The organism is Sphaerisporangium sp. NPDC051017 (assembly GCF_040683095.1).
Lineage (GTDB): Bacteria > Actinomycetota > Actinomycetes > Streptosporangiales > Streptosporangiaceae > Sphaerisporangium.
Genome location: NZ_JBFBCI010000105.1, coordinates 1 through 17,074 on the forward strand (window position 1 = coordinate 1; position 17,074 = coordinate 17,074).

At 66.0% G+C, this 17,074-nt stretch carries 17 protein-coding genes and 1 pseudogene; 11 read left to right on the forward strand and 7 right to left on the reverse strand.

Features of this window, described 5'->3' with window-relative positions; genetic code table 11:
* Window positions 1-286 precede the first annotated feature (286 nt).
* The 5 genes from AB0M95_RS39505 to AB0M95_RS39525 form a co-directional block, all read right to left on the reverse strand.
* Window positions 287-1,087 (reverse strand): hypothetical protein, encoded by an 801-nt coding sequence (locus AB0M95_RS39505; RefSeq protein WP_363776443.1) that lies wholly within the window; start codon window positions 1,085-1,087, stop codon window positions 287-289.
* Window positions 1,088-1,192: 105 nt separating this feature from the next.
* Window positions 1,193-1,627: a hypothetical protein gene (locus AB0M95_RS39510; protein ID WP_363776446.1), complete on the reverse strand. Its 435-nt coding sequence runs from the start codon at window positions 1,625-1,627 to the stop codon at window positions 1,193-1,195.
* Window positions 1,624-2,451 (reverse strand): SAM-dependent methyltransferase, encoded by an 828-nt coding sequence (locus tag AB0M95_RS39515; protein WP_363776449.1) that lies wholly within the window; start codon window positions 2,449-2,451, stop codon window positions 1,624-1,626. The genes AB0M95_RS39510 and AB0M95_RS39515 overlap by 4 nt, the downstream gene beginning before the upstream one ends.
* Before the next feature lie 509 nt (window positions 2,452-2,960).
* A complete protein-coding gene (locus tag AB0M95_RS39520; protein WP_363776452.1) occupies window positions 2,961-3,809 on the reverse strand; it encodes a DMT family transporter in 849 nt (282 codons plus the stop codon).
* Window positions 3,806-5,383 carry a hypothetical protein gene (locus AB0M95_RS39525; RefSeq protein ID WP_363776455.1) on the reverse strand — a complete coding sequence of 526 codons (1,578 nt, stop codon included), beginning with the start codon at window positions 5,381-5,383 and terminating at the stop codon, window positions 3,806-3,808. The genes AB0M95_RS39520 and AB0M95_RS39525 overlap by 4 nt, the downstream gene beginning before the upstream one ends.
* A gap of 791 nt (window positions 5,384-6,174) precedes the next feature.
* Between AB0M95_RS39525 and AB0M95_RS39530 the strand changes: the two genes are divergently transcribed.
* From AB0M95_RS39530 to AB0M95_RS39555, 6 genes are all read left to right on the forward strand, one after another.
* Entirely contained in the window at window positions 6,175-7,434 is a 1,260-nt protein-coding gene (locus AB0M95_RS39530; RefSeq protein ID WP_363776458.1) for an ATP-binding protein, read from the forward strand.
* A gap of 5 nt (window positions 7,435-7,439) precedes the next feature.
* Window positions 7,440-7,889, forward strand: a complete 450-nt coding sequence (locus tag AB0M95_RS39535) for a roadblock/LC7 domain-containing protein (RefSeq protein ID WP_363776461.1) — start codon at window positions 7,440-7,442, stop codon at window positions 7,887-7,889.
* A 77-nt stretch (window positions 7,890-7,966) separates the two neighbouring features.
* Window positions 7,967-8,239, forward strand: coding sequence for a DUF742 domain-containing protein (locus tag AB0M95_RS39540; protein WP_363776464.1), 273 nt, complete (start codon window positions 7,967-7,969; stop codon window positions 8,237-8,239).
* Window positions 8,220-8,813, forward strand: coding sequence for an ATP/GTP-binding protein (locus AB0M95_RS39545; RefSeq protein WP_363776467.1), 594 nt, complete (start codon window positions 8,220-8,222; stop codon window positions 8,811-8,813). Before AB0M95_RS39540 ends, AB0M95_RS39545 begins: the two co-directional genes overlap by 20 nt.
* A gap of 119 nt (window positions 8,814-8,932) precedes the next feature.
* Window positions 8,933-10,270 carry a cytochrome P450 gene (locus AB0M95_RS39550; RefSeq protein WP_363776470.1) on the forward strand — a complete coding sequence of 446 codons (1,338 nt, stop codon included), beginning with the start codon at window positions 8,933-8,935 and terminating at the stop codon, window positions 10,268-10,270.
* Window positions 10,255-11,385 (forward strand): cytochrome P450, encoded by a 1,131-nt coding sequence (locus AB0M95_RS39555; protein ID WP_363776472.1) that lies wholly within the window; start codon window positions 10,255-10,257, stop codon window positions 11,383-11,385. The genes AB0M95_RS39550 and AB0M95_RS39555 overlap by 16 nt, the downstream gene beginning before the upstream one ends.
* A 479-nt stretch (window positions 11,386-11,864) precedes the next feature.
* On the opposite strand, the gene AB0M95_RS39560 is transcribed toward AB0M95_RS39555, so the two are convergent.
* Both AB0M95_RS39560 and AB0M95_RS39565 read right to left on the reverse strand, forming a co-directional pair.
* Window positions 11,865-12,743 (reverse strand): helix-turn-helix transcriptional regulator, encoded by an 879-nt coding sequence (locus AB0M95_RS39560; RefSeq protein WP_363776475.1) that lies wholly within the window; start codon window positions 12,741-12,743, stop codon window positions 11,865-11,867.
* A 14-nt stretch (window positions 12,744-12,757) separates the two neighbouring features.
* A complete protein-coding gene (locus tag AB0M95_RS39565) occupies window positions 12,758-13,291 on the reverse strand; it encodes a DUF6879 family protein (RefSeq protein WP_363776478.1) in 534 nt (177 codons plus the stop codon).
* A 1,008-nt stretch (window positions 13,292-14,299) separates the two neighbouring features.
* On the opposite strand from AB0M95_RS39565, the gene AB0M95_RS39570 reads away from it, so the two are divergent.
* The 5 genes and pseudogenes from AB0M95_RS39570 to AB0M95_RS39590 form a co-directional block, all read left to right on the forward strand.
* Window positions 14,300-15,448 carry a DUF932 domain-containing protein gene (locus tag AB0M95_RS39570; RefSeq protein ID WP_363776481.1) on the forward strand — a complete coding sequence of 383 codons (1,149 nt, stop codon included), beginning with the start codon at window positions 14,300-14,302 and terminating at the stop codon, window positions 15,446-15,448.
* A gap of 95 nt (window positions 15,449-15,543) precedes the next feature.
* Window positions 15,544-16,095: a hypothetical protein gene (locus AB0M95_RS39575; RefSeq protein ID WP_363776483.1), complete on the forward strand. Its 552-nt coding sequence runs from the start codon at window positions 15,544-15,546 to the stop codon at window positions 16,093-16,095.
* Complete coding sequence (locus AB0M95_RS39580; protein ID WP_363776485.1) at window positions 16,086-16,628, forward strand: hypothetical protein; 543 nt, start codon at window positions 16,086-16,088, stop codon at window positions 16,626-16,628. The genes AB0M95_RS39575 and AB0M95_RS39580 overlap by 10 nt, the downstream gene beginning before the upstream one ends.
* 38 nt (window positions 16,629-16,666) lie before the next feature.
* Window positions 16,667-16,987: a hypothetical protein gene (locus AB0M95_RS39585; protein ID WP_363776488.1), complete on the forward strand. Its 321-nt coding sequence runs from the start codon at window positions 16,667-16,669 to the stop codon at window positions 16,985-16,987.
* Window positions 16,980-17,074: pseudogene (locus tag AB0M95_RS39590) on the forward strand (single-stranded DNA-binding protein); the annotation flags it as partial. The gene AB0M95_RS39585 and the pseudogene AB0M95_RS39590, both read left to right, overlap by 8 nt.

Below are 17,074 nucleotides of genomic sequence, written 5' to 3' on the forward strand. Positions count from 1 at the left end.
CCACGTGCGCACCATGCCGGATGTTCTGGCTCATGATCTTCAACAGCACGAAATGATGCCTTCCTAATCGCGCTTCGGTAACTGAACCGCCAGCCGCCTAGCAAAAGGGAATCGGTGGCCCCGGCGAAGGTCAGGGCTGCCGGGGCCACCGCGATCCGGCCGGGCTCAAGTCCAAGGCGGTGGACGAGCCGCGCGACCGGATCCGCCCCGCTTGACCCGAACAGCGGGACGTGTTGACGCGCGACGACGTGGGATGTGGGGACTCTCCACGTCGTCACGCGGTCTGTCAGCGCAGGAACTGCCTGTGCAATGTCCAGCGCTGCGCCGCTGCGGCGGCCTGCTTGGCGAACTGGCCGGGTTCGTTGTGGACGACGTCGCCCCAGAAGTTGGCCTGCGCCATGGCGAAGGCATCCACGGCTTCGGGTGAGGCGTTGTCCCAGGCCGGCACCCGAGAGGCTGCGCGCTCAGCGGCGGCTGGCTCGTGGCCGGCCTGCATCAGCCAGATGACCCAGCATGCGGGGTCGATCCATGCACCTCCCTTGGTGGGCGAGGTCCAGCCCACCAGGTACGCCTCAGCGTGCGAGACCAACACGTTCTTCGGGTGCCAAGCGGTGTGCAGCAGATGGTCACCTTTGAACAGTTCCGGCGTTTCGCTGTAGCGGGCCCATCGTTCCTCGGCCGGCCTCGCCTTGACATCGAGACAGGGAAGCTCCCCCACCGCCCGCATCATGTCGGCGACCACGGCCAGATCCGTGGAGCCTGGTGAGTAGTCGGCGTGGCGGCCATCCACGTACTGGAAGACCAGCAGGTCCCAGCCGTCCAGAGTGATGCGCCATTCCAGCCGCGGGGAGACCGGGACCACGAACGGGTTGACGTCGAACTCCCGGCTCAGGGTCCAGGCCCGCGGGTGATCCGCCGGAAGACCCTTCACGTAGTAGCGCCCGTAGACGGTTTCCACGTAGGCCGAAACCACGCTGCCGGCCCCACCCGCGACCGGCCGGGTCTCGACGATTCCCCCGATCCGTCTCTCGACGGCAGCTATCACCGTAGGCGGAAGTTCGCCGAACTGGACGTTCGTTGTACCCATAACGACGGACTCTCCAGATATGTGAAGCCACAGGTGTATCTGCGGGCGTTTGCAAGCCTTCACAGCCGATGCCGTTCATCCACGGCACCTTCCACGGCTTGGCCGTCACACCGGCGCGATGAGCGCCCGCCGATGCCCCCCGAAGATCGCGTAATCACTTACCCGCGGGATCTCCAGCGGCTCGGGGACGTGGTTCAACACCTCCATGACCCGAGCCGAGTCCGGATGGCCGTCCCGCAACTCGACGTACCGCGCCGCGACGCGACGGGCCGCGGTCACCGGGTCGCTCACCGGACCGGAGGCGTACTCGCAGTTGCCGTGCCCATCGAACCGGCCCGACCACCAGGAGTAGGTGTCGTTACGCACCCAGACCAGCAGGCCCGCCCAGACCGACAGCAACGCGACCTGGTCTGTGGTGTTGATGTCGGCGTGGATGCTCAGCTCAGCGAGCTCCCGATGAAGACGATCAGCCGCCCGCGAAGCCCCCTGCTGCGGGATGCAGGCTCGCGGCCCGGCGCCACCGGACATCGACGCGCTCATGCCGGTTTGACCCCCAGGCCACACAGCGCCGGCAGCTTCTTGTCCTTGAGCTGCAGTTCCGATTCAGGCCATTCGGGCCGCCACAGGACGAGGGGCACAAGGCCCGGGTCCACCAGCTCCAGCCCGTCGAAGAACGCGAGGATTTCCGGCTCGGTGCGCAGCGCGACCTGGGAGCTGGCCTTGTCGTACGCCTCGACGCCCTGCACCAGGTCGTCACGAGGCGTCGCGTGGGAGACCACGAGGCAGGACCCCGGGGGCAGCTGCTCCATCAGAGCTCTGACGATTTCTCGTGGCCGCTCCTCGTCCTGGATGAAGTGCAGCACGAAAATCAGCAGGACCGCGATGGGCTCGTCGAAGCTGAGGTGCGCTCGCAGATCAGGGTCCGACAGGATGGCCTGCGGATCTCGGATGTCTCCCTCGACCATGATCGTGCGCTCGTCGGTGGCCAGAAGGGCCCGGCCGTGGACCAGCACGACCTCCTCCAGGTCGACGTACGCGACCCGCGCCGCCGGATTCACGCGTTGGGCGACCTGGTGAACGTTCTCCTGCGTCGGAAAGCCGGACCCGAGGTCCAGAAACTGGCGGATGCCCATCTCCCCGGCCAGGAACTCGACGGCGCGGCGCAGGAAATCCCGATTCGTCAGAGCAAGCTGACGCGCCTCCGGGAACTTGGCGATCACTGCGTCGGCCGCCTCGCGGTCTACGGCGTAATTGTCCTTGCCGCCCAGGTAGTAGTCATACATTCGCGCCACATGTGGGGTCGCGGTGTCAATGCTGGCGAACGGTCTAGGTGACATGCTCGCGCCACTGACGGATGATGCCATGGGGCCACCTCTGTATTACTTTGGTTATTAACGCGCAGGTATCGAGCTAAGGCTGATCATGAGGTATTGGCAGGAGACTCCAGGGGATCGCGTTAGGCAATTTTCAAGCCTCACCTCAACACCGATGGCGCCTCGGCAGGTTTCCGCTTCTCTGACTTCACAACCTCTGATAAGCATCGCCTCATGTGCGGCCGTGGCCGACTTCCGATTTGGTTTACACACTCCGAGCCGCCTACCTGGACCAATGCCGAGGAGTTCGGTCTTTGGTCACCTGTTAGGGTTTACAAGATGAGCGGAAAGATCCCGGCCTGGGATGGCCACCCGCCACCGCGACTACGGGAGCGCAGGGCAGATCACGTCCTATACGCTGATCCGCGCGGTCGTGCGCGCCGTCGTCGACAGCTCATGGCCCGGGGCTTGACCTATTGAGCATCATCAAGCAGTCCGACATACGGAATGAGAGTAGGTCCGACGGGCGAAGGGCGAACCGCGTCCGCTCCTCAGCGAAGTCATCGGCTGGTGGCACCGATATAAGAGCCCGCCAGAATGAGAAGCAGGCCGAGGAGTGCGGCCGGCGTGGCAATTTCACCAAGGAAAATCATGCTGTAGACGACCGCGAATCCCGGATCTAGATATCCGGCGAGGTTGGCGCGTACAGCTCCGATGTGATGGATCAGCGTGTAAAAGAGAACCAGCGCCCCAGCGGTTGAGACCACACCAAGAATCAGGAGTAACCCAACCGTGGATGGAGGCGGCGGCGAGATCTTGGCCACGGCTGCAACTGGTGTGATCATCACGGTGCTGATGGCCATGGCAGCTGCGGCGATTCCTAGCGGGGGGACGTCCGAAAGGCCCCTCTCGACCCAAAGCGCGCCTGCGGCGATGAAAGCCGCGGCGGCCACAAGGGCAATGGCCGCCCACCCACTGCTGCTGCCGAGCTGAACATCGCGCAGGAAAAGGACGGTCACTCCGCACAACCCGATCAGCACGCCCGCTACCTGCCGTGCGCGTACGGTCCGGCTCACCCCCGCGCTCAGGACTGCAGCCCAGACCGGTTGAGTAGCCAGGAGAATCCCGGCCAGCCCCGCCGAAACGTACTGCTGCGCGGACGTCAGCAACGCCAGAGGGATTACCACCTGGACCAGCGACGCGACCAGCACCCCACCGGGGCGAGTCCACAAGACCTTCATCACCCCTCTGTGGAAGGCCAGCGGAGTCAGGACCACGGCGGCCAGACCAGTGCGAGCGGCGACGATGGCCAAGACCGGTAGATCGCGAAGCACTACAGCGGTCAGGGGGTAGATGGCTCCCCATAGGGCACCGAGCAGGACCAGTAAGGCCGCATCCCGTCGGTTCACAGAGCCATCTGATCGTCCAGATCCCGGACCGCATCAGTATGGCGATAGGGGCGGAGTCGCAAGCGCAGATTTGATACGGCGCGCAGGTTGCGGGGTGATCTGGTTCGCATGGCGATGGTGTAGGCCTGACCGGTCAGGGACGCGGCCTGGGGTATCTCACGTTGCGCGAGCCGTGCTGAAGCTCGAGCGGCCAGCACCTCCGCCGACGCGCGAACGGCCGTCTGCGGCCACACCTCGAACGCTCGGTCGATCGCATGCCGGCCCTCACCCACCGCTTTCGCCGAGTGTTCTCCCAGCTTCAGCAGGCAGAGTCCCTGCATCTTGTAAAGATGGCCCTGGTCGTGGAAGGCGAGGTAATCCTCCACGGGCTCTCCCGCAGCGCGTTGCAGGAGCCTGGCGGCCATATCCAGGTCTTCTCGGCAAGCCCGGTCGTTGTTCAGGCACGCGTGGATATAGGCGCGGGTCACTGCGAGCCAGGAGAGCACGGCCGGCGCCGCTTTGGTACCGGCAAGCTGAACGGCTTCATCGGCAAGTTCAAGAGCATCCTGGTACCGACTGCACTCGAACAGGATGCGGCTCATCCGCCCCACCAGGTACGCCTGTCGACCGGTATCGTGATCGTGATCGTGATCGCGAGCGACGGCGACAGCTTGACGGGCCAGTGCGAACGCCCGGTCGTATTGCTCCAGATCAAGGAGAAGCCATGAGGTCAAGCCGCCTGCGTCGACGGTGAGCACGCTGAGGTGTTTGCGCTCCCCTTGTTTGGTGGCGTGCTGCAGCCACGTCGTCAATCGCTGATGGTGAGCTATGGCGTGATCGTAGACGGCGTATGGGCCCAGCAGGTTGTCCAGCCGACGGTAGGTCGCCGTCAACTGGGCACACGTCGCGTACAGACTGCGGTCGAACTCCGGTAAAGAGAGTCCCGCGGTCAGCGTGGGAGCCAGGGCTGTGACCGCCATGCCTCCGGTGAGGGTGAAGATGTCGCGTCGCCGCATGAGCTCATCCCAGGATCTGAGGATTTCTTCCAATCTGGGCGATAACTCGTCGGCGTGTGGCTTGGTCCGGGCAGAACCCCCGGTTACTTCCACGTCGGACATCTCGGATGGCCGATGGTTCAGCTCGACGCTCTGCTGCCCTATCCGGGTGTTCTGACGCCCCTGGTTGTCGTCCAGCATGCGATGGTCGATGCCGTCGATCTCTCTCTGGCTGGGGAGGGTGTAGCGACCGTACTCGTCGCTGGTGAGTAGGCGCCGGCCGGTCGTCTGATAGATGCGGGCGAGCATGCTCAGGGCCGCCACAGAGGGGCGGCGGCCGTTGGTGGCGGCCGGCCAGCATTCGTACTGATAGATCCGGGACTTGGTCATCGTCGCCTCGCCGGGATCAAGCTGGTTCCAGCGTGTAGATACCGCTTCGAGGCTGAGGTCGTGGGCCCACCGGAAGGCGACGCGAGGCCCGATCTCGGGATGATCTGCCTCCCACACATCAGCGATCTGCTCCCACGTCAGGCCGCGGACGCGAAGTTGGTGCCTACGAGATGCGCGCAGCTGCCGACCGGGGACGTTCGCGTGGGTCATTCTCGTTCGCCTGCAATTCCGATGATGGGACGATGCTACCGGAGCTAGAGGTTATCGCGGAGCGAACCTAAGCTTCTAATACGGCAGAGGCACCGCATTCTCTCCATCCGGCTTCCATGCGAGCTGCTAGTTGCATTGGCAGCCGTTCGGTACGGCACCGCCGCAAGCAAGACTTGCCCCCAACGAGATCAAACTTCGGACCATCGCTGCCAGAATTGTGCGGTCAGCAGATCGTAGTCGGCGCGATGGATCACCAGTGACATCTCCCCGCCACCCGCTCCGAAGGTGTGTCAGCGGCGCATGATCCGCCGCCTGACAGTGATACCGCCCGCGCCGTTAACGCCGAAGACAGACATGTCCTCGACGTCCACTATCGCACGGTTTATGGGCTATTGGCATGAATAATCCCTATCGCGGAGCCGTACTGCCCTCGGTCGTTTTCGGGGCGTGCTCATGTTTGGAAACACATCAGGCTACCAAACAAGGATGGGCGCCCGCGTTTGGGCAGCTCAGAACCAGTGTGGCGTGTTAACCAAGGTGGATGTCGCGTTCAGCTTGGGAAGTGATCACCCTTATGAGGGTCGTCAATGGTCAAAAGTGGCACCTGGCGAGGAATCGCCGCAGCTGACGTCGGTTGATCTGCGGGGCGACACGATTTCAGGCATTCGTTCGAGGGCAAGGGGAATGTCCTTGTAGCTAGGTCGCCGGTTGTCTCGTATGCGATGGTCCGAGGTTGACCATATGAAGAACCTGGCGCACCTGGGTGGTCTTCCTGTCTGCCGTCGCTCCACATGAAGGTTGATATGACACAACAGGCACCCACCATCGTGATGGGGCTTTTGATCGTTGCCTGCCTGCTACTGCTGGTGCTTTTGGTGCGACAGTGGCAGATCGGCAAGCGGATACGCTGGCAGGCGACATCGCTGGAGGCCGAGGTGCACGCCCGGGACAACGAGCTGGGATACCTGGTTTCTGATCGCCTGCCGCGACTCATGGAGACCCGGCAACCGGCGCAGCGCGAACCGGTACCAGGCCTGCGTGATCAACGTCTGCTCGGTACCCGATTCGCCGAGCACATTGAAGCGATCATCAATGTGCACGCGGTGGCGGTGGCCCGGCTGCGCCAGCAGGCCGACCACGCGGTCCGCGACACCCTCGGCGGCATCATGGGGCAGATGCAGGCCCTGGTCGGTGAGCAAGAGGTCGCGCTGAGCGCGATGCAGCATCGGCACGAGAACCCCGATGTGCTGCACGACTTACTCACCTTGGACCACCTCAACGCGCGAATGGGCCGCAAAGCACAGGTCCTGGCCGTGTTGTGCGGTAAGTGGGTGGGCCGGCAGCGGGACGCCTCCACCTTGACCGATGTGGTGCGCGGCGCGATCTCCAAGATCGGTGACTACTCGCGGGTGCGGTACACCGAGAACGACGATGTCGCCGTGGCCGCGCCGGTCGTGGAGGCGGTCGTCCTGTGTCTGGCGGAACTGCTGGAGAACGCCACGCGCAGGTCAGAGCCGAACGCGCCGGTGTGGGTGAGCGTCTTCAGGGCCTACAACGGCTTGTCGATCACTGTCGATGACGCGGGGATCGGCATGACCGACCAGGAGCTGCTGCAGGCGCGTGAGCTCATCGAAGGCGCGCGGCCAGTGGACATCACCCGGCTGGGGGATCCACCGCGGATCGGGTTCCCGGCCGTCGCGGCGTTGGCGCGCACGTACAAGTTCTCCGCTCACCTGGACGGACAGTCCTCTTCCGGCGGCCTGCGCGCGACGATCTTTGTTCCTGCTGCGTTGCTCACCACTCCTGCGGAACGTCCCCGGCCAGGCGCCTCCCGCGCGGCGGCGGTGACGCCTGCGGTGGTGAACGGATCGGGGTTGCCGCAGCGCCGCCGCGGTGCCGGCCCATCGCCGGCGGCGGCCCAGCTGAATGATCGCAAGGATCTTGCGCGTCGCGCTCCCGAAGAGGTGGGTGAGCGGCTGGGCGCGTTTCAGAGAGGTACCCGCGCCGGGCGCCGGGCCGATGCTGACTCCTCCGACAGCTACGACAGGTGAAGGACATGAACGCCAACGTATTCGACCCCGATACGTTCGACTTCGGGAAGGTCGACTTCTTGCTCGACCAGGCGGTACAGCGCATTCCGCATGTCCGGGGGGTGATCCTGCTCACTTCCGACGGGCTGTTGCGTGCCCAGACCAAACACGCACCCGAGCTGGACACCGCGCAGCGGATGGCCGCCGCGTGCACGGCGCTGCAGGCGACCAGCCGGGGAATGGGTGAGTTCATCACCACCGCGCAGGATGTAAGCGGCGGCTGGCGTCAGACCATGGTGGAGTTCGGCGAGGGGTACATCCTGGTCGTCTCGGCGGGTCAGGGCACCTACTTGGGAATCGCCACCGGAGAGCGGGCCGACCTGCGGCAGGTGGGCCAGTGGTCGCAGGAACTGGTGCAGTCGGTGGGCCACGTGCTGAACACTCCGGCGCGCCAGGACGTCGGTAGCGTGTCGTGACGGTTCCCCGGCGCAGCCGGTCGCCGCTCGTGCGGCCCTATCTGGCGACCGGAGGCCGCACCCGTCCCAGTCGCCCGATGTTCGATGTGCTGACGGTGCTCCACGCGCCGGGCCTGCCTGTCGAGGGACTGGGGCCGGAGCACCGGCGGCTGGTACAGCTGTGCGAGCAGCGACTGATGCCGCTGTTCGAAGTGGCCGGCGCCATGGAACTGCCGATCGGCCTCACCAAGGTGCTGGTCGCGGATCTGGTCGACAGCGGCCACCTGCTGATCCGCGCGCCCGCAGCCAAGGCCAAAGTCCCTCAAAGAGAGCTGCTGGAAAGAGTGATCGATGCACTCAAAGCCCTCTGACCGCGACTACCTGGCCCGCGGCGCCCAGTTGGCGAAGATCGTCATCGGCGGGGCGTTCGGGGTTGGAAAGACCACGTTCGTCTCCACGTTGTCGGAGGTCCGACCGCTGCGGACCGAGGAACCGATGACTCAGGCCAGCATCGGAGTGGATGACCTGCGCGGCCGCCCGGGCAAGTCCACGACCACCGTCGGACTGGACTGGGGCCGGCTGACCATCGATCAAGACCTGGTGCTGTTCTTGTTCGGCGCCCCGGGACAGGCACGCTTCCGGCACATCTGGCAGGAGACCGCCCGCGGGGCCTGGGGAGCGCTGATCCTGGCCGACACCCGTCACCTGGAGCAATCCTTCGACTCCCTGGGACTCGTGGAAGACATGGGACTGCCCTATGCGGTCGCCATCAATGCCTTCCCCGGCTCCCCCGCCTACCCCGAGACCGACCTGCGCCAGGCACTGGACCTGCCGGCCGCCACGCCACTGGTCACCTGCAACGCCCTGAGCCGACGGTCGGCGGCCCAGGCCCTGACCGCGCTGCTGCGGTACCTGACGACCTCCGATGCATGGGAAAGCGCATGACCCACCCCCCAACACCCCCTCCTGCCGCACAGTCCGTGCCGCCACCGGGCTGCCCTGCCAACCCTGGTGCAGACCACTGGACCCGATCCGCGCGGGATGCCTCTGAGAAGGCGAGATCTGTGGTGCGGCTGCACGGGGAGGCCTTCTCCGCCGACCCGCAGGCGGTGTACCAGCGTTTGCGTTCCATAGGGGCCATCGCGCCCGTGGAAATCGCACCCGGCGTGCACGGGCTGATCACCACGACGTACGCCGCGGCGCTGCACCTGCTGCGCAACAACCCCGGCCAGTTCGCCAAGAGCCCCCGGCACTGGCGGGCACTGGCCAACGGCGAGGTACCCCCGGACAGCCCCGCCCGGATGATGATGATGGAACGGAACAACGCCCTATGGATGGACGGTCCTGACCACGCCCGACTCCGTGGCGCGATCAGCGACACCCTGTGCGGCATCCACCCACACGCCCTGCGAGGGCTCGCCGCCGGCTGCGCCGATCGCCTGATCGATGTCATCGCCCCCCGCGGCAGCGCCGAACTCGTGGGCGACTACGCGAACCGCCTGCCGATGGCGATCCTCTTCGAATTGTTCGGCTGTCCCCAGCCGATCGGACACCGGATCGTCACCAGCCTGGACAAGCTCTTCGACACCGCGCATGACGCGGCGGCCGCCAACGCCGAACTGGAGCGCGCATGCCTGGAGCTGACCCAGCTCAAACGCCAGACTCCAGGAGCGGACATGACCTCCAGGTTGCTGGCGCACCCGGCGGAACTCACCGATGCGGAGATGATCCAGCAGATCCTGCTCCTCATCGGCGCCGGCACCGTACCAAGCACCAACCTCATCGGCAACGCCCTCAAACTCATGCTCACCGACGACCGCTTCGCCGGAACGGTTCTCGACGGAGCCCAGTCCGTCGGCGGCGCACTGGACTACGTGCTGTGGAACGACCCCCCGATGGCTAACTACAGTCCCCTCTACGCGCGTCAGGACACCATCTACGAGGGCATCTGGATTCCCGCCGGCGTCCCCATCCTCATCTCGTTCGCAGCGGCCAACACCGATCCCTCGCTTCGCCTGAACGACGCTCACTGGGCAGGCAACGAGGCTCACCTGGCCTTCTCCGCTGGCGTCCACCGCTGCCCCGCACCCGACCTTGCCCGTGTGATCGCTGAAGTAGCGGTCGAACGCATCCTGGACCGGCTGCCCGGTCTCGAACTCGCCTGTCCCGCCCAGCAGCTCGGCCGGCGGCCCGGCACCTTCCACAGCGGCTGGATCGAACTTCCTGTCACCTTCCCGCCCGTCGCGACCTCTGGAGACTCATGGACACCCAGCGCTCCTCCGTCCGCATCCACCGCCTCGACGCCACCGGCCGCGACATCCACGCCGAAGCCCGCATCCTTCGCTCGAAGGGGCCCGCGGCGCTGGTTGAGCTTCCTGGCGGCGTGGTGGCGTGGGCAGTAACCGACCCTGGCCTGATCAAGAGGCTCCTGAGCGATTCCCGGGTATCCAAGGACGCCCACCAGCACTGGCCGGCGTTCGTCAACGGCGACATACCGCAGAGTTGGCCCCTGCGCCCCTGGGTACAGGTCCGCAATGCCCTGACCGCCTATGGCGATGAACACACCCGGCTGCGCCGCCTGCTGTCCGCAGCGTTCACCGCACGCCGGACCACGGCCCTCACGCCCAAGATCGAGAAGATCACCGGAAACCTCCTCGATCGCATCGCCGCCGCCCCCGCCGGAAGCATCGTCGATCTGCGGGCTCAATTCGCCTACCTGCTGCCCCTGCAGGTGATCAGTGAACTATTCGGCGTCCCCGAACCAGCACACGAGGGGTTCCGCCGAACCGTCAGCGGCCTGTTCGCCACCAACCTCACCGAGGACCAGGCCACCGCCAACGCCCGTGAGATCTATGCGATGCTCGCCGACCTCATCGCCACCAAACGCCGTCTTCCCGGCGACGATCTCTCCAGCGCCCTGATCGCCGCTCGCGACGACCGCGACAACTCCCAGCTTTCCGAACAGGAACTCCTGGACACGCTTCTGCTCTTCATCGGCGCCGGACACGAGACGACCGTCAACCTTCTCGACCACGCCATCGTGAACCTGCTCACCCACCCCGACCAGCTCGCCCTGGTCCGCGCCGGCAAAGCCTCCTGGGGAGACGTGGTCGACGAGACCCTCCGCAGGGAGGCACCAGTCGCCAACCTGATCATGCGCTTCGCCATCGAAGACATCATCGACACTGCCAGCGGGCTGGTGTTCCGAACCGGAGAGGCCATCGTGATCGGGTACGCCGCCGCAGGCCGTGACCCTGAGCTGCACGGCCTGGACGCCGACCGGTTCGACACCGGCCGCCCGACCCGGCACAAACATCTATCGTTCGGGCACGGTGCGCATTTTTGCCTCGGCGCTTCCCTGGCCCGCCTGGAGGCGCAGATCGCCCTTCCCGCGCTGTTCAACCGTTTCCCCGGCATGACTCTCGCCGAGCACGCAGACCGACTCCAGCCGCTTGAGTCCTTCATCTCCAACGGGCACCGAGCCCTGCCAATCCTTCTTGGTCACGCTGCCGCCTGACCCGCTGATCCGATATGTCATACCTTGACCGGCAGGACGGAGCCTGTCGCCTCAAGTGACAAGCTCCCGTTTACTGGACACACCCCATCGGGCGATATGTCCGGAATCTCTGGGGCGCTCAGTCACACTGGGCTGGGCATGATTGTCACACCATGCCTCCGTCACCATCGGAGGCTCTCCTCGCAATCGTCGAACGAGCCGCACTCGGCCAAGGCGTCATCACAAGGGGCATCCCTGCACGTGGTTGAGCGACAGCCCGGATTTGCGGTACTCCACGACCTCGCGGGCACGCTCGGGCAGGGCCGCCACAGCCTTATGCGGCAAAAGGGGAACGAAGTTCGCATTCACTCACGCTCTCCAGGTTCACAGCGACCGCGGATGTCGGTGTCAGCGTGACATGAGTCCGAGGCGAGCAGCGAGGAAGATTCTAGAGATTTCTCGAAACCGGCGGCCTAGCCGTGGCCCGTCGAAATATCTAGCTACGACGTCGCGAGATCCATGCTGTCGTCGTCCGGCATCGTCGCCCGAAGTTCCTCCATGACGCGAGTGACGACCGCGCGCGATTTGGCGCCATAGGCCGCGACGGAGGACATGGCCCCGAACACCTTCGCGTGCAAGTCGATCTCCTGCGGCTGGGCCAAGGTCAACTCGGCGGAGAAGATCTCCACGAGGACCTGCTGGTCGTCGAAAATCCAAAACCCACAGCCAGGGCCGATCACGTATGACGTGTCGAACGGGATGATGCCGAGCCTGACGTTGGGCAGCGTAGAGGCGGCCACCAGGCGGTCGAGCTGCGCCAGCATCAGCTCGGGCGGGCAGAGCCTGTAGCGAAGAACCGCTTCTGTGATCACGAAGTGGAAGCGCTTGCGCGGGTCGTAGAGGACATCTTGGCGGACCAATCGAGTACGGACGGCCTCGTCGATGTCGTTGGAGGTCCCGAACACTGTGATCGCCTGGGCAAGACGATGACGAGCGTATCCCGCTGTTTGGAGTAGGCCGGGAACGAAGGCCGGCTCGAAGACGTGAAGCCGGGTGGCTTTGCGTTCCATATCCGCCCAGGTGCTCTGATGGTGCCGCCTGCCGCCGCTCAGGAGCCGTTGCCACTCCGCATGCGCAGATTCCATGGTGCGCAGGATGGCCAGCACCGAGACGTTGTCCTGTTCGTCATTGGTCGTCGCTGTCACCCAGGCGGCGACGTCGGCCTCGGTGGGCGCCTGTTTCCCGGTCTCCAGCTTCGAGATTTTGGAGGCAGGCCACGAAAGACGCTCAGCGAGATCTCGGCCGGTCAAACCCGCAGACCTGCGCAGATTGCGCAGCTTGCCGCCGAGTGCCTCTCGCGTCTGTTGGACGCTGGTCACGCCTCCATTCCTACTCAGGTGTCCGACTCCGGTGTCAGGCCGGCGAGGAACTGGTCGCGACTCACGGCGCGATGCCAGGCAGCATCTCGGGCCGCCGCCAGATCCACCACGATCGACGGATCGGTGATGATCTCTGCACCGAGCAGTACGTCGTCCTCATCGAAGTGCAGGCGAGCAACCCGCTTGGAGTCGAACAGCCAATAGTCGAATTCGGGCAGGCCGTGAGCTTGCGCTCGATCCAGGTAGCGGATGTCTTCTCCGGCCTCGATGGCGAACCGGGCGCACCACAACCCGAATCTGGAGTAATCGGACAGTGGCACGGACACGACTCGCACGCGGTGAACGAACTTGGCCTTGGACGCATGCTCGGCCATCAGGTCGAGCCAGGGCTGATTCCATGCCAGATCATCCGGCTCGCCGGCAAGGAACCGGCGAATGGGTTCGTGCTCGCCAGGAGAGTTGTAGCGCTCACGGGGCTCTAGCCGGAACGCGGTGTGCTCGAACGATCTGAACAGATCGCCGAACTCCTCACCGGAAACCAGGGTCAACGCCCCTCCTTGGCGCTGTCGCCAGCCGCCGCGGTCGTGTCTGAGCTGGTCGTGGGCTGATTGTAGAACCGGAGCAACTCTATCGGGATCTCGATGTCGGCTTCGCCAGGCGGCACCTCTCCCAGGTCAGAGCGCCTGGGGGTCTGTGATGACGTAGCCGCGTACAACGAGGGTGTTCCGATCCGTCGTGTACAGCGTGGGAGAGCCACCGTTCTGCGAGTCCGAACCAAGGAATGCAACCCTCACGCCTGCCTCCGATCGAGAAGCTTTCGAGAAGTTTCACACACAGGGGACAACAATTCAGAGTTACCGTCAACCATTCACGGAGGAACGTCACTCATTTGGCATGGGTGCCAGAGGTGGGCCCGCTGGGGATTCACACCCTGGACGGGCTGGCGACCAACCGTAGCCGACCCGGCGGGGCCGCGCCCCGCGGCGGCGTCTGTCTTCGGTGACCATTTCGAAGGCTGGTACCGACGAACCGTGGGGTGTTTCAACGGTCGACTTGTGGCGGAGCGCTCCCAGATGCCGCGCGATCGTGGCTGGCGCCAGGCCGAACTGGGTGAGCGCCCTATCACTCCTGGTGGGCGTCTTCTTGCGAATCGTGCGGCTCAACGGCCGCGCCCAAGTCGCGGATCATGGAACGGGCCGCGCTGTCCACCGGCAATCTTGTGGCCTTCCTGCTCGGGAAACGCCGACCGAAACGACCGATGGGCGCTCCGATTCGTCGCAGGCACTGCGCCACTGGCCCGCCCGGCCGAAAAGGTTCCTGGGGCGTCGGGCCGTGCCCTCCCGTGCGGTGTTGGTGTTACGCCGGCCTGGCGGTGGGCAACCCGGCTCTCGCTGCGCTCGTCCCGGCTGGGGCAGAGATCTTTTCCTCCTACGTCGGAAAACATCTTGTCCCCGCCGGACCGCCGGGTTGCCCTCCGCGGGCGGCCGACGCATGGAGCTCTTCCGCCGGGAGGGCGGGCCCTCCGTCCTCCCCCGGACCGGAAGGGACCAGATTCCATGACCACGCCCGCACCAGCCGATGTGCTGACGACCCGGCACGCCGATCTGAAGGACCTGGTGACGCTGCTGCGCGACCAGCAGGGCCGCAAGGTCGACGTCGTCGCCCCGCCCACCGCGCTGCGCGCCGAACGCGGCCGTCTGATCATCTCCGGCACCGAGCCCATCCTGACCCCGACCGGCGTCACCAGCACCGACGGCGTCTACCGGCCGACCGCCACCTGCGAGAAGGGCATCGCCGAGAAGCTCAAGATCAACCTGCCCTACCTGCGGAAATGCCGCGAGGAGGCCATCGACCTGTGGGACGTGAACGTCAACGGCTGGCTGGACCGCGTACCGCACGACCACAGGTTCCTGATCCGCGGTTTCCGAGGATCCGGCGCCGGACCCGGGATCGCGCGGGCGCTGCTGTCGGACTCCTACAAGCGCGTCGACCATCTGGACGTGCTGACCGCCGCGCTGGACGGCGTCGAGCAGGCCGGGGTTCCGATCACGATCCAGGGCTGTGACCTGACCGAGCAGCGGATGTACGTACGGGTCTACTCTCCGGCCGTCCAGGTCCTGGCGCCCAAGCTGCTGGAGGGGTACCGCAGCCCGTTCACCGGCGCCGAAGGCGCGGCCAACCCCGTGGTCTGGGGCGGGTTCGTGATCACCAACTCCGAGACCGGGTGCGGAGCCGCCGCGATCACCCCGCGGATCGTGTTCCAGGTCTGCGACAACGGCCACACCATCACCGCCGACTCCCACCGAGCGGTACACCTGGGCGGCAAGCTCGACGAAGGGGTCATCGACTGGAGCGGGCAGACCCATCAGAAGAACCTTGAGCTCATCACCGCCAAGACCACCGACGCCGTCCGCCGCTTCCTGACCCCCGCTTACGTGCAGAAGATCGTGACCACGATGGAGGCCAGGGCCGGAGTCCCGATCGTCCGCCCGGCCGAGACCATCCACCTCGTCTCCCAGCAACTGCGCTTCTCCGACCAGCAGCAGGACGCGATCCTGGGCCATTTCATCAAGGGCGGCGACCTCACCGCCGGCGGGGTGATGCACGCGGTCACCTCGGTCGCCCAGACCCTCACCGACGCCGATACCGCGCACGAGATGGAATCGCGCGCCCTGCAGGCCCTCCAGCTCGCCGCTCGCGGCTGACGCCAGTCCTTTCCGCCACCATCTGGCCCCGCCCGGCAACCCGCCGCGCGGGGCTCTCGCATTTCCCGCCCCCTTCACACACAGAAAGGTCCACGATGACGCGTCACCTCCAGGCCGTCCCCGCGTCTTCCGACGTCCGTTCCATTCAGCCGGCTCGCCTGAGTCACCCGCCGAGCGAAGACGAGGCCGAGACCTTCACCAGCCGCGGCCTGGCCGAGCTGCTCTCGCGGGCTCAGCCCAATGCCGGGGAGATCTCCGTGCAACGGTTCGAGCGTGACGACGGAACGCTGATCATCTACATCGACGCCGGTGACATCGTCGCGTTCATCTACGCCAGCCGCCCCGCCACGACGGACACGCAGGCCGATGGCCCGCGCGATCCGGTCGTGCTGGATGTGCACCTGCGGACCGAGGCGGGCGAGCAGCGGCTGCACGTCCTGGTCGATGGTGCCCCGGCTCGGCTGCTGAGGCTCGATCCCACGCAGTTCCAGATCCGCACGGCTGCCGGTCGCCGGCGCCGCGGCCGGGTGCTGGCCTGCCGGCGCTGCGGCAGCCGAATCCGCGCCGCAGGTGATCTTCTGCATGCGCTGCTGGAGGCCGCCGCCGCGCACCGCTGTCCTGCCCAGGAGGCGGAGTCGTGCGGCTGACCACCTACAACGGCCATCACCTGGTCACAGCGCCGGACACCGCCACGACCACCGGATGGTGGTACGTGCCGGACTGCCGCCTGCACGTCAAGATGCACGATCGTTGGCGCGCGGAGGTCTGGCACGACCCCGACCGGCTGCACACCGCCCTGCTGAGGATCTACGACCACGACCGCGGCACGGTGTGGCTGGAGACCTCCTACACCTGCGGCATCCCCGGCGCGGTCCCGTTCGAGCGCGCCGATCAGTTCATGCTGGAGGGCCGGATGCCCGGCTGGGGCGAGTGGCCCACCGAACCCACCAGCAGCGGCCGCGTCCCGATGCCCACCTGCGTGTACTGCCGCGGCCCGGTCAGCCGCCCCGACCTGCTGGTCATCGGATCCGGTCCCGCCCTGGCCAGGGTCTACCCCGAGCTGGCGTCCTGGGCGCCCCGCGCCCACCGCTCCTGCCACCAGGACCGTCAGCGTGAGGGGGCGACCGCCAACGCCCAGGATGCCGAGCCGCCGGCGGCATGCGACGGGCGTGGCCGATGACGTCCTTGATTCGGGTCATCGGTTCAGCCGATGATCCCTTGGTCCGCGCGGTCCTGTTCCCTGTCCGCGACGCACCGTCCGTCATCTACCAGGTGCCGCTCAGCAGGACCAGCACGCAGCGCGCCCGGCTCGGGCACCGGGCCGGGCAGACGCTCGGCGGCGTCGCCGAGTTGTCCAGCAGCGCATGGGCGGTTGTCGCCTACGCCGACCGCGCCCACCTGCTGCACGGCGGCGGGCCGGTCACCTTCCTCGCCGACGTCGACGACCTACCCACCGCCGTCGCGTCATTGATCACCATTGGCGGCCGACCGGCCGCCGCTCAACCACTGACCACCGCAGAAAGGCGCATTCGTGAGTAACGAGACCACCATCACCGTCGTCGGGAACCTCGTGGCCGACCCCGACCTTCGCTTCGTCCCCTCGGGCCGTGCCGTGGCCAGCGTCCG